This window comes from Sphingobium sp., from assembly GCF_036170395.1.
In the GTDB taxonomy this organism is placed as follows: Bacteria; Pseudomonadota; Alphaproteobacteria; order Sphingomonadales; family Sphingomonadaceae; genus Sphingobium.
Genome location: NZ_JAVHPD010000068.1, coordinates 1 through 11,587, shown reverse-complemented (window position 1 = coordinate 11,587; position 11,587 = coordinate 1). Strand labels below are relative to the sequence as shown.

Annotated in this window: 13 protein-coding genes; 12 read left to right on the top strand and 1 reads right to left on the bottom strand. The window is 65.1% G+C overall.

The window, feature by feature from the left end:
* Nucleotides 1-128 precede the first annotated feature (128 nt).
* From V2B31_RS16920 to tnpC, 3 genes are read left to right on the top strand one after another with little or no spacing between them, the layout of a single operon-like run.
* Nucleotides 129-563 (top strand): transposase, encoded by a 435-nt coding sequence (locus V2B31_RS16920; protein ID WP_209046884.1) that lies wholly within the window; start codon nt 129-131, stop codon nt 561-563.
* Nucleotides 564-589: 26 nt separating this feature from the next.
* Nucleotides 590-916, top strand: a complete 327-nt coding sequence (tnpB, locus tag V2B31_RS16915; RefSeq protein ID WP_110300478.1) for an IS66 family insertion sequence element accessory protein TnpB — start codon at nt 590-592, stop codon at nt 914-916.
* A gap of 31 nt (nt 917-947) precedes the next feature.
* Entirely contained in the window at nt 948-2,519 is a 1,572-nt protein-coding gene (gene tnpC / locus V2B31_RS16910) for an IS66 family transposase (protein ID WP_328280713.1), read from the top strand.
* Here tnpC and V2B31_RS16905 read toward each other — a convergent pair.
* Nucleotides 2,468-3,091, bottom strand: coding sequence for a TetR/AcrR family transcriptional regulator (locus V2B31_RS16905; protein ID WP_328280710.1), 624 nt, complete (start codon nt 3,089-3,091; stop codon nt 2,468-2,470). The two genes, tnpC and V2B31_RS16905, sit on opposite strands and share 52 nt — an antisense overlap.
* Nucleotides 3,092-3,161: 70 nt before the next feature.
* On the opposite strand from V2B31_RS16905, the gene V2B31_RS16900 reads away from it, so the two are divergent.
* The 9 genes from V2B31_RS16900 to V2B31_RS16860 form a co-directional block, all read left to right on the top strand.
* Nucleotides 3,162-4,325 (top strand): amine dehydrogenase large subunit, encoded by a 1,164-nt coding sequence (locus V2B31_RS16900; RefSeq protein ID WP_328280707.1) that lies wholly within the window; start codon nt 3,162-3,164, stop codon nt 4,323-4,325.
* Nucleotides 4,322-4,831, top strand: coding sequence for a MauE/DoxX family redox-associated membrane protein (locus V2B31_RS16895; RefSeq protein WP_328280703.1), 510 nt, complete (start codon nt 4,322-4,324; stop codon nt 4,829-4,831). The genes V2B31_RS16900 and V2B31_RS16895 overlap by 4 nt, the downstream gene beginning before the upstream one ends.
* Nucleotides 4,828-5,418, top strand: a complete 591-nt coding sequence (gene mauD, locus V2B31_RS16890; RefSeq protein ID WP_328280699.1) for a methylamine dehydrogenase accessory protein MauD — start codon at nt 4,828-4,830, stop codon at nt 5,416-5,418. Before V2B31_RS16895 ends, mauD begins: the two co-directional genes overlap by 4 nt.
* A gap of 28 nt (nt 5,419-5,446) precedes the next feature.
* On the top strand, nt 5,447-6,004 hold the full coding sequence (locus V2B31_RS16885) for a methylamine dehydrogenase light chain (RefSeq protein ID WP_328280694.1): 558 nt from the start codon (nt 5,447-5,449) through the stop codon (nt 6,002-6,004).
* Nucleotides 6,001-6,471, top strand: a complete 471-nt coding sequence (locus V2B31_RS16880) for a c-type cytochrome (RefSeq protein ID WP_328280692.1) — start codon at nt 6,001-6,003, stop codon at nt 6,469-6,471. Before V2B31_RS16885 ends, V2B31_RS16880 begins: the two co-directional genes overlap by 4 nt.
* Before the next feature lie 8 nt (nt 6,472-6,479).
* Nucleotides 6,480-6,956 carry a c-type cytochrome gene (locus V2B31_RS16875; RefSeq protein WP_328280690.1) on the top strand — a complete coding sequence of 159 codons (477 nt, stop codon included), beginning with the start codon at nt 6,480-6,482 and terminating at the stop codon, nt 6,954-6,956.
* Entirely contained in the window at nt 6,953-9,208 is a 2,256-nt protein-coding gene (locus tag V2B31_RS16870; protein ID WP_328280688.1) for a TonB-dependent receptor, read from the top strand. The genes V2B31_RS16875 and V2B31_RS16870 overlap by 4 nt, the downstream gene beginning before the upstream one ends.
* Before the next feature lie 59 nt (nt 9,209-9,267).
* Entirely contained in the window at nt 9,268-10,671 is a 1,404-nt protein-coding gene (locus V2B31_RS16865; RefSeq protein ID WP_328280686.1) for an aldehyde dehydrogenase family protein, read from the top strand.
* A gap of 2 nt (nt 10,672-10,673) precedes the next feature.
* Nucleotides 10,674-11,587, top strand: a 914-nt coding sequence (locus V2B31_RS16860) for an AMP-binding protein (RefSeq protein ID WP_328280684.1), incomplete at its 3' end; no start/stop codon positions are given.

Genomic DNA, 11,587 nt, shown 5'->3' with positions numbered 1-11,587 from the left:
GCGCCTGAATGTCGGCTGCGAGGGCTTCGATTTCCTTGGGCTTCACCTTCCGCACATTGAGGTCGGAAGTAAGCGCTGTTTCCCTGCCACCTTGCGTGTTTGGGTGATTCAGGCAGACGCTGGGTTGGATGGAAGACGACAACCCTACGAGCGCACTGGACACCCGCACTGGAGTGGCTCGGGAGCCTGTTGGCCGCCCTGAGGTTCTGCGCAGTATGGCTGGCCGACGGAGGATTTGGACGCTGGAGCAGAAGCTGGCGATCGTGGCCGAGATGGAGCGCTGCGACAACATAGCCGCGTATTCACGCCAGTACGATATTCCGACGTCATTGCTCTACACCTGGCGGCGGGAGTTCCGCTATGCCCTTGCAGCCCGGCAGGTGGCAGACCCTGATAGTGATCACGCGCCGATGTTCGTGCCGGTCGTGGCCGATAGTCCCAAGCCAAAGTCGCACGATGTAGCAATCGAGGTTGAGCTTGGCGGCGCGGTGGTTCGGATCGGTCGAACGGCGAGCCCCGGGTTGGCGACTGCGGTGATTGAGGCTCTTCAGGTGCGGCGTTGATCGGTCCTGGTTCAGGCGCGCGGGTGATGGTGGCAACGCGGCCGGTGGATTTCCGTAAAGGTCCTGATGCCCTGGCTGCACTGGTCAGCGCCGAGTATGGCGGCGACCCGTATTCCGGGGTGATCTATGTCTTTCGCGCGAAGCGGGCTGACCGGATCAAGCTGGTCTGGTGGGATGGCACTGGCCTGTGCCTGATGGCCAAGAGACTGGAGTCCGGCGGCTTCAAGTGGCCCGGCATCCAGGATGGTGTGATGCGCGTGACGGCAGCCCAACTCGGCGCCTTGCTGGAAGGTCTGGACTGGCGCCGGGTGCATGGCGGACGCCGTCCGATAGCGCCGCAGATTGCCGGTTGACGGGGCTTTCGTCAGCTGATTCACTGCCATTATGCTGATAGAAGCGGACCTGCCGGAAGACCTCGAAGCGCTACGCGCATTCGCGCTTGAGCAGTCCCGCTTGCTCGCCGAGGAACGTGCAGCAGCTGCCGATCTCGCGACCGCAAAGAGCGAAGCGGAAGCAGAGATAGAACGACTGCAGTCTATCCTCGATGCCTTCCTGCGCCACCGTTTCGGCCGCAGGTCCGAGCAGCTCGATCCCGACCAGCTCCAGCTTGGCCTTGAGGATGTTGAGGCGGCACTTGGCGCAGCCCGTGCGGGGCGTGAAGCTGCATCGGCCCGTTCTAAGGGCGATCGTCCGCGCAAAGCCAACCGCGGTTCGCTACCAGCACATTTCGAACGGATCGAGCAGGTCGTCGATGTCGAAGGCATCGACGGCTTTCGGGCCTGCCCGTGCTGCGGCGGCGGGCTGCATCAGATCGGCGAGGATGTCTCCGAACGGCTTGATGTCGTGCCGACCACGTTCCGTGTTTTGGTCACCCGTCGGCCTCGTTATGGCTGCCGCTCGTGTGAGAGCGCGGTCGTCCAGGCCCCGGCACCGGCTCATATTGTCGAAGGCGGCATCCCCACCGAAGCCCTGATCGCACAGGTGCTGGTCGCCAAATATGCTGATCATCTGCCGCTCTATCGGCAGGCCCAGATCTACGCCCGCCAGGGCATCCAGCTGGATCGCTCGACTCTTGCAGACTGGGTCGGGCGGGCCGCCTGGTATCTTCGCCCGCTGCGTGACCATATCCTCGAACGACTGCGACGATCCGAGCGGCTGTTTGCCGACGAGACGACAGCGCCAGTGCTCGATCCTGGCCGAGGGCGGACCAAGACGGGCCAGCTATGGGCGTATGCCCGCGATGATCGATCATGGGGCGGCATCGATCCACCGATGATCGCCTATGTCTATGCAGCCGACCGCAAGAGCGAACGCGCCGAAGCGCATCTGGGTGACTTTGCAGGTATCCTGCAGGTCGACGGCTATGGCGGATATACCGCGCTCGCCAAGCGGCAGCATCAGATCAAACTTGCATTCTGCTGGTCGCATGTTCGGCGCAAGTTCTTCGACCTCGCCGACAAGTCGCCGGTTGCCACCGAGGTGCTGAAGCGCATCGCCGGGCTCTATGCCATCGAGAGCGAGGTCCGCGCCACCAATGCCGACCACCGCCGCGCGGTCCGCAACGAACACGCCCATGTCATTGTCGATGACCTGCGCAATTATCTGGAAGCGCGGCTCCGCCAGGTCAGCGCCAAGAGCAAGCTGGCCGAGGCCATCCGCTATGCATTGACCCGTTGGGACGGCCTCACCGTATTCCTCCACGATGGGCGCGTCGAGCTCGACACCAACACAGTAGAACGGTCGATCAGGCCCTTGGCCCTCAATCGCAAGAACGCCCTGTTCGCCGGATCAGACGAGGGCGGCGATAACTGGGCCGTCATCGCCACGCTGATCGAGAACTGCAAGATCTCCGGCATCAACCCGCATACTTGGTTGACCGACACGCTCACCAAACTCGCCAATGGTTATCCCGCAAACAGTGTCGGTGACCTCATGCCCTGGACCGAAGTGGGCTGAGAACATCGCTTACGGTTGATCTCGGCGACGAGTTCGTTGAGCGCGACGCGGGCGCGCTGGTAGAGCTCGTCGACCCGCTCCTGCACGAACGGATCGTGGTTCGACAGGGCCCACAATTCGGGAAAGACACGGCTGGTCTTCTTGGTCGTGATGTCGTCGAGAATGAGCACGATCAGCTTTTCGAGCCGCGTGTCCGCCGACTCGGTCGGTTCATGGACGATCACGTCGAACGCGTCTTCGTAGCTGCTGATGATCGCGTTGAGCAACTCGCGGAGCAGCTCTTCCTTGGACTTGAAATAATAAGCGAGATTGCCTGCCTTCATTCCGCATTCGGACGCGATGCGGCGCAGGGTCAGCGCCTTCGAACCCTGTTCGACAAGGATCTTCAGCGCGGCATAGAGAATTTGCTCGAGCCCCTCCTGGCCGCGCGCATAGCCACCTTCCCGCGGCGTGATCTTCAGGTCGGGAACAAATGATTCGGTCAACCGGACTACCCCAAGGCACTGATCTCCAAGCCCTAATGTCGCCGGCTCGCGGCAACAAGGCGAACCAGTATCTTTGACGCTTGACATAATTTGGTCAAACGACAAACATTCATCTCGACGCATCGGAGTCGGTGGGGTCTCGGGAGGGTTGTCGTCGATGAACGTGAGAAGATTTCTCGGGGCGGTCGCCCTGACCGTGCTGGCCGGATCCGCACAGGCCGCGAGCTATCCCGAGGCGTTGCCGAGCGAGCCCATCCCCAGCGTCGTCGAGTTGCAGGCGCAATATCCGGCGAGCTGGGTCTATGTGCAGGACCTGCATTTCAACAGCCTGCCCGACGGTCGCGCCGCGATCGTCGACGTCGCCGCCGACGTCAGCGCCTTCAAGGGACAGGTGCCGGTCGCACAGTTCGGCACGCTGCTGCCCGCAACGACCAAGCCCGAAATCTACGTCGCGGAAACCTTCCATGCGCGCATGACCCGCGGCGAGCGCACCGACGTCATCACCATCTGGGACAAGGCGACGCTCAAGTCCAAGGGCGAGATCGTGCTGCCGGGCGGCAAGCGCGGCCAGTTCGTTACGCTGCGCAACAGCTTTCAGCTGATCAATGGCGAGAAATGGGCGCTGTTGTTCAACTTCACCCCCGGCTCATCGGTGTCGGTGATCGATCTGGACGCGCGCAAGATCCTCAACGAGATCGACCTGCCGGGATGCTCGCTTGTCTATCCGACCGGCGCGCGCGGCTTCATGTCACTATGCGCCGACGGCACGATGACCAGCATCGAGCTCGATGCCGATGCCAAGGTCGTCACCAGCAGCACCAGCAAGGCGATCAACGACATCGATCATGACCCGATGTTCATGACCCCGGCGATGGTCGGCAAGACCGCCTGGTTCGCGACCTTCAAGGGCAATATCCACGGCATCGACCTGACCAACGCCAAGGCCCGCGACCTGGGCGTCTTCCAGATGCCCAAGGAGAAAAGTGCCGAGGGCGAATGGCGGCCGGGCGGCTGGCAGGTGATCAGCGCCGATGCGGCGGGCAGGATCTATGTCCTGATGAATCCGGCCGGCAAGGAAGGCAGCCACAAGGACGGTGGCAGCGAGGTGTGGGTCGTCGATCCCGCCAAGAAGCAGCGCGTCGCCCGCATCCCGCTCCAGAACCCGGCGGTGTCGGTCGAGGTGACGGCGCAGAGCGCGCCGCTGCTGGTCGCATCGCGCACCGACGGTTCGCTCGACGTCTACGACGCTACCAGCGGCGCCTTCCAGCGCACCCTGGCGCAGGTCGTACATGATCCGATGACGATGACGGCGTCGCGGTGAGCGGGGTGGCCGCTCCGCTCGCTCTCTTTCTGGCGGTGGTCCTGCTGACCGCGGCGGCGCACAAGCTCGTCGCGAGAGATCGGCTCGCCGCCGCCGCTGCCCGGCTGGCCGGGGTATCCCCTGCGCTCGGCCAGCCGCTCAGCTTCGCCGCCGCCGCGGTCGAGGCGGGCGCCGGGCTCGCGCTGGTCCTGCCGACCGCGCGCCCGGCGGGCGCTCTTGTCGCCGCCTTGCTGTGGTCCGCCTATACGGTGCTGCTGCTCCGCGCGCACCGTGCTGGCCGGGCGTTCGATTGCGGCTGCAGCTTCGGCAGCCAGGCGAAGGTCGCGAGCCTCTATCCGGCCAACCGGGCGGGCATGCTCGCGGGGCTGGCGGCGATCGCCGTTGTGCTCCCCGCCGCCATGCCGGGCGTGCTCGACCTGTTCGCGGCGCTCGCCTTCTTCGCCCTTTATCTGGCCGCCGGCGAACTCGCCGCGGTTCCCTCCACTGTCAGGAGCGTCGCTCGATGACCGGTTTTGCCCTCGCGTCTCAGATCATGTTGTGGATCGCCGTCGGCGTCCTCGGCGTCCTGGTCATGGCGCTTGCCCGCCAGGTCGGCGTGCTGCACGAACGCATCGCCCCGGCCGGTGCGCTGACCCTGCACCAGAAGGTGTCGGTCGGCGACAAGGGACCGGAGATGGAGCTGACCGCGCTCGACGGCCAGCCGGTCCGCATCGGCGGCGTGCGGCAGGGCCGCAGCCAGTTGCTGTTCTTCCTCTCGCCCGACTGCCCGATCTGCAAGACGCTGATGCCGGTGCTGCGCTCCGCCGCCCGCGCAGAGGCGCACTGGGTCGATACCGTCCTGGCCAGCGACGGCGAGGAATCCGAGCATCGCCGGCTGGTGATGAAGCAGGACCTGGCGGGCATTCCCTATGTCCTGTCGGAAGCGCTGGGCCGGTCGCTGGGCGTGTCGAAGCTGCCCTATGCGGTGCTGATCGACGAGCAGGGCAAGATTGCCTCGCTCGGTCTCATCAACAACCGCGAGCATCTCGAGAGCCTGTTCGAGGCCAAGGAGCGCGGCGTCGCTTCGATCCAGCAATTCCTGGCCGGCGCCTGAGCGCGATACGAGAAAAGGGGCCGATACGATGAAAGACATGGACAGTTTCGCCGAACGCGCGGTGCGCAGGGTCGCCAGCCGCACCTCGCGGCGCAGCCTGCTGACGCTGATCGGCGGCGCGATCACCGGCGCGGCGATCATCCCGGTGCTGCCGGTATCGCGTGCCGTCGCGTCGACCCACGGCGGTGGCAAGAGCGGTCTTCCGCCGCAGACGACCGGCAATCCGCAGGACCCGGGCGACCAGACCCAGTGCGATTACTGGCGCTACTGCGCGATCGACGGTTTCCTCTGTTCGTGCTGCGGCGGCACCGCCAGTTCCTGCCCGCCAGGCACCGAAATGTCGCCGATCACCTGGATCGGCACCTGCCTGAACCCGGCCGACAAGCGGTCCTACATCGTCAGCTACAATGACTGCTGCGGTAAATCTTCGTGCGGGCGGTGCCTGTGCAACCGCAACGAGAGCGACCGGCCGATGGTGCGCCCGCAGGCGAACAACGACATCAACTGGTGCCTCGGCACCGAGTCCGGTTCGGTCTATAACTGCTCGACCGCCATCATTCTCGGCACGGCGCTCGAGACCAAATGACGATGCGCCGCCTGGCCGTCCTGTCGATCGCGTCGGCGCTCGCGGTGTCGCCGTCGAGCATAGCCCTGGCAGCCGTGGACGGCGCGCAGATCTACCATCGCTGTGCCGCCTGCCATCTGCCGACGGGCAAGGGCGTGCCTGGCGCCTTCCCGCCACTGCAGGCCGGCGTCCGCGCTCTGGCGGGCACTCCTGCCGGACGTCGCTATCTGTCCCTCGCGGTGATCAAGGGGTTGGCTGGTCCGCTCACGGTCGAGGGTAAGACCTATCGCGGAATGATGCCTGCCCAGAGCGGCCTCAATGACGAGGCGGTTGCGGCGGTGCTCACCCATGTCACCGCAACGGTGGCGAGCGGCAACAAGGCGGTGAAACCCTTTACCGCCGCCGAAGTAAAATTGGCGCGAGACAGCGGAGCTGGCCTCGACGCCGCTGCCGTCGCCCGCCTCCAGCCTAAGCTGTCCGGCAAATGAGGGCGGCGGTGGCTGTTGCGATCCTCGCGATCGGGATGGCTGCCGGGGCGGCTGCGGCGATCGGGACGGCGATGGCCGGCGTGCCCAACCCGCAACGCGCGCATATCAACTGGATGATCAAGTGCCAGGGCTGTCATCGTCCCGATGGCACCGGCAGCCCGACGTCCGCGCCGGCAATGGCCGGACAGGTGGCGCAGCTACTGGCGGTGCCCGGCGGGCGGGAGTTTCTGGGCCGGGTGCCCGGCGTCGCGACGACGCCCTTGCCCGACGACGAACTCGCCGAATTGCTCAACTGGACGCTGCTGACCTTCGATAGGGAGCATGTGCCGGCGGGGTTCCGGCCCTACACGTCAGACGAAATTCGGAAGCTGCGGGAAAAGCCGCTCCGGATCGAGGCGGCTGAGACGCGTGCGCGTCTCGTTGCCGACCTCGAGATGCGCAAGCGCATCGATCCAATCAAAAGGGAAAAAGAGGAACGTCAATGAGGATATCGAATTTTTCGCGGCGGTCGACGCATGCGCTGGTCCTGCTGCTGTCGGGGTTGTCGAGCCAAGCGCTGATGGCGCAGGTTACGGCAGAGACGGCAGTCGCGGCCGGCGATCAGGAGATCGTCGTCACCGCCCAGAAGCGCAGCGAGCGGCTGCAGGACGTTCCCATTTCGGTTTCCGCGATCGGCGGCGACGCCGTCCGCAAGCAGCGGCTGACCTCGGCCGACGACCTCGTCAGCAAGGTCGCCAATCTGCAGCTGACGTCCACCGTCGGCGACGGCACCCCGATCTTCGCGCTGCGCGGCGTTTCGATGTCGGACTACAGCCTCAACCAGTCTGGCCCGGTCGCGACCTATTATGACGAGGTCTACAAAGGCAATTTCGCCTTCCTCGGCGTCGCGCTGTACGATCTGGAGCGGGTCGAGGTGCTGCGCGGTCCGCAAGGCACGCTCTACGGCAAGAACACCACCGGCGGCGCGGTCAACCTGATCAGTCGCAGGCCCGAGATCGGCAACAGCGACGGCTATCTCAACCTGGGCTATGGCAATTACAATCGGCGCGAAGCCAATGGTGCGATCAACCTGCCGCTGGGCGATACGCTGGCGGCACGCGTGGCCTTTACCGCTGCTCGCGCGAACGGCTGGTTCAAGAATCTGCTGCCCGGCAAACCGGACCTAAATGCGACCCGCGAATATGCGGTGCGCGGATCGCTGCTCTGGGAACCCAGCGACGGCGCCTCCTTCCTGCTGCGCGCGTCGACCAGCTATCAGAACCCCCGGAATTACGGCATCTTCGCCGCACCGGGCCCCGATGGCGTGGGCGCGGGCCTGTATGAATCGCTCGGCCAGGGAACGAGCTATTTCCGCACCGGAGTTGGGCGGCGGGAGATCGAGTCCAACTATACGCCGCGCCGCCGCGCCCGGACCTATGCGGTCGCCCTGACCTCGACCTTCGACATCGGCAACGACCTGTCGATCGTGTCGGTGTCGTCGTGGGACAAGGGACGTCTGAACTTCGGCGAGGACACCGACGGCGCGCCGAACAAGACGCTGGAGATCTTCTACGGCGACCGCGCCACCCAGATTTCGCAGGATCTGCGCCTTGCCAGCGGGTTCGGAGGGCCGTTCGAGTTCATCCTCGGCGCTTATTACAACCGTGAGAAGGTGTTCAACACGACCGACTTCGGCATTTTCAAGGATGCCGATATCGACGGCAACGGCACGGTCGATGCGGCCGATTGCGCGGCGGGGCTGCCGGCGGCGTGCAGCGTCGTCAATCGCTTCGATCAGTTGAAGCACAGCTATGCGCTGTACACCGACATGCATTATGATGTCGGAGCAGGCTTCACCCTGCGCGGCGGCCTGCGCTTCACCCGCGACGATGGCAGCCAGACGGGGCTGATCTCGGACGCCATCGGCGCCGATGGCGTTCTGGTCGCGAACCTGATCCCCTCGACCGACCTGCGGTTCAAGAACAACAACCTGTCGGGCAAGATCGGCATCGACTACAAGATCGACCGCGATACGCTGCTGTACGCCAATTACAGCCGCGGCTACCGCGCCCGCAGTTTCAACGCTCAGGCCTTCTTCGATCCGTCGGAAGCATCGGTCGCCAAGCCCGAGACCATCGACGCATTCGAGGGCGGCGCGAAGATGCAGTTCGCCGACCGGCGGGTGACGCTGAACGTCGCCGGCTTCTATTATCTCTACAAGAACCAGCAGTTCATCAGCATCAGCCCGCTGACGGCGGCGCAGACCCTGGTCAACCTCGACAGGTCGCGCATCTATGGCGGCGAGGCCGAGCTCAGCATCAGGGCCAGCGAGTGGATCAGCGCACGGGCCGGCCTCGGCCTGCTCAATGCGCGCATCAAGAAAGGCGTGCTGAGCGGCGTCGACATCAGCGGCAACAAGCTGTCGAACGCGCCGTCGATGAACGCCAATGGCGGCCTGGATATCACCCTGATGGACGAGGATGCCGGCAAGATCAGCATCCATCCCGATATCAGTTATGTCTCCAGCCAATATTTCGAGGTGTTCAACACGCCGCGCCTGAAGCAGGGCGGCTATACGATGTTCGGCGGCCATATCGACTTCGAACGCGGGCCGTTCACCGCATCGGTGTGGGGCAAGAACCTGACCAACCGATATTATCTGACGTCGCGGGTCGATCTCGTCGGCGGGTTCGGCTTCGACTACAACCATGTCGGAGCCCCGCGCACCTACGGCCTGACCGTCGGATACAAGTTCTAGCTTCGAGGAGAGAGCCGGGCCGGCCGCCAAGGCGGGACGGCCCGGCCGAGGAGAGTAAGATGTCGGACTACAAGCTCTTGATCGGTGGCCGTCTCGTCGACGGCGCCGCGACGATGGACGTGATCAACCCGGCGACCGAAGAGGTGCTGGCAACCTGCCCGCGCGGATCCGAGGCGCAGCTCGACGAAGCCGTCGCGGCGGCGAAACAGGCTTTCCCCGCCTGGGCCGCCAAGCCGATCGCCGATCGCCGCGCGCTGATCCTGAAGCTGGCCGACGCGATCGAGAAAGACGCCGAGGCGCTCGCCCGGCTGCTGACCCAGGAACAGGGCAAGCCGCTGGCCGAGGCGACCGCCGAGATCGCCTATACCCAGGCGTTCATTCGCCAGCTCGCCACCCACGACCTGCCGGTCAAGGTGCTGGAGGACAGCGACCATCGCCGGATCGAGCAGCGCCGCCGCCCGCTGGGTGTCGTCGGCGCGATCATCCCGTGGAACTTCCCGGTGCTCATCGTCGCCTTCAAGCTGCCGCTGGCGCTGCTCGCGGGCAATACGGTGGTGGTGAAGCCAGCCCCGACCACGCCGTTGACGACGCTCAAGCTGGGCGAGTTGATGGCCGAGATCTTCCCGGCCGGCGTCGTCAACGTCATCACCGACCAGAACGACCTGGGCGGCAAGCTGTCGACCCATCCCGACGTGGCGAAGATCAGCTTCACCGGATCGACCGAGACCGGCCGCAAGGTGATGGCGAGCGCGGCGTCGACCATCAAGCGGATCACCCTGGAACTGGGCGGCAACGACGCCGCTATCGTGCTGGGCGACGTCGATCCGGTCGAGGTCGCGCCGGGCATCTTCGGTGGCGCCTTCATGAACGCCGGTCAGGTCTGCCTCGCGATCAAGCGGGTCTATGCCCATGCCGATATCTACGACGCGCTCTGCACCGAACTCGGACGACTGGCCGAGGAGGCGATCGTCGACGACGGTCTGAAGCAGGGCGTCCAGATCGGCCCGCTGCAGAACGCTGCGCAATATGAGAAGGTGAAGGCCTTCCTCGACGATGCCCGCGCCAACGGCACCATCGTCGCCGGCGGCACGGTCGAGGACCGGCCAGGCTATTTCATCCGGCCGACCATCGTCCGCGACATCAGCGACGGCACGAAGCTGGTTGACGAGGAACAATTCGGCCCGATCCTGCCGGTGATCCGTTACGAGGATGAAGAGGACGCGCTGGCGCGCGCCAATGCGTCGACCATGGGCTTGGGCGGTTCGATCTGGTCGACCGATCGGGAGGCGGCGCGCGACCTGGCGGGGCGCATGGACAGCGGCACGGTCTGGATCAACAAGCATCTCGACTTCGGCCCCCATGTTCCGTTCGGCGGGGCGAAGCAATCGGGCCTCGGCGTCGAGTTCGCCGAAGAGGGGCTGCATGAGTTCACCCAGATCCACGTGATCAACGAGGCGAAGTGACGATGATCGACGTTGGCGATCGTCCCGCATCGTTCAATTTCACCCGCGACGTCGTCGGGCATTGGGCCTCCGTCCGGCCCGATGCGCCCGCGATGGTCTGGACCGACCCGACCGGCACGGTGATCCGCCGCAGCTTCGCCGACATGGCGGCGGCGGCGGCGCGAGCGGCGGCGGTGCTGGCCGATGTCGGCGTCGGGCGCGGGGACACCGTGCTGATCCTGCTCAACCGCGAGATCGAGTGGTGGGAACTGATGCTCGGCTGCATCGCGATCGGCGCGATCGCATCGCCGGGTACGACCCAGCTGATGGCCAAGGACATCGCCTATCGCTACGAGGCCGCCGCCGCGCGGTGCGTCGTGGCGAGCGGCGACATGGCCGGGCGGGTCGAGGCGGCGCTGGTCGATTGCGATGTCGCGCGCCTTCATATCGGCGGCGCTCGGGATGGGTGGGGCGACTACAGCACATTGCGTGCGACGGTGACGCCGATCGCCGAGACGGCGGACACCGGCTTCGACGAGGATGCGCTCTGCTATTTCACCAGCGGCACCACCGGCCAGCCGAAGATGACGATCCATTCGCATGGCTATACCCTGGCGCACCGGATCACCGGTTCCTACTGGCTCGACCTGAAGCCGGATGATCTACACTGGAATCTGTCCGACACCGGTTGGGCCAAGGCGGCATGGAGCAGCCTGTTCGCGCCCTGGCTAATGGGCGCTGCGATCTTCGTCTATCATGCGCCGAGCTTCGATCCGGTGGCGACGCTCGACCTGCTCGAGACCATGCCGGTGACGACGCTGTGTGCGGCGCCGACTGCCTATCGCATGTTCGTGCGCAGCGACCTGAGCGGACGGCGCTTTCGGTCGGAAAGCGCCAGCTTGTTCAGTTGGATGGTCTGGATGGTCATTTTTCACTC

Excerpts from the sequence above, each read along its gene's own strand:
- V2B31_RS16920 (WP_209046884.1), top strand. The coding sequence starts at position 129 with ATGGAAGACGACAACCCTACGAGCGCACTGGACACCCGCACTGGAGTG.
- tnpB (WP_110300478.1), top strand. The coding sequence starts at position 590 with ATGGTGGCAACGCGGCCGGTGGATTTCCGTAAAGGTCCTGATGCCCTG.
- tnpC (WP_328280713.1), top strand. The coding sequence starts at position 948 with ATGCTGATAGAAGCGGACCTGCCGGAAGACCTCGAAGCGCTACGCGCA.
- V2B31_RS16905 (WP_328280710.1), bottom strand. The coding sequence starts at position 3,091 with ATGTCAAGCGTCAAAGATACTGGTTCGCCTTGTTGCCGCGAGCCGGCG.
- V2B31_RS16900 (WP_328280707.1), top strand. The coding sequence starts at position 3,162 with ATGAACGTGAGAAGATTTCTCGGGGCGGTCGCCCTGACCGTGCTGGCC.
- mauD (WP_328280699.1), top strand. The coding sequence starts at position 4,828 with ATGACCGGTTTTGCCCTCGCGTCTCAGATCATGTTGTGGATCGCCGTC.
- V2B31_RS16885 (WP_328280694.1), top strand. The coding sequence starts at position 5,447 with ATGAAAGACATGGACAGTTTCGCCGAACGCGCGGTGCGCAGGGTCGCC.
- V2B31_RS16880 (WP_328280692.1), top strand. The coding sequence starts at position 6,001 with ATGACGATGCGCCGCCTGGCCGTCCTGTCGATCGCGTCGGCGCTCGCG.
- V2B31_RS16870 (WP_328280688.1), top strand. The coding sequence starts at position 6,953 with ATGAGGATATCGAATTTTTCGCGGCGGTCGACGCATGCGCTGGTCCTG.
- V2B31_RS16865 (WP_328280686.1), top strand. The coding sequence starts at position 9,268 with ATGTCGGACTACAAGCTCTTGATCGGTGGCCGTCTCGTCGACGGCGCC.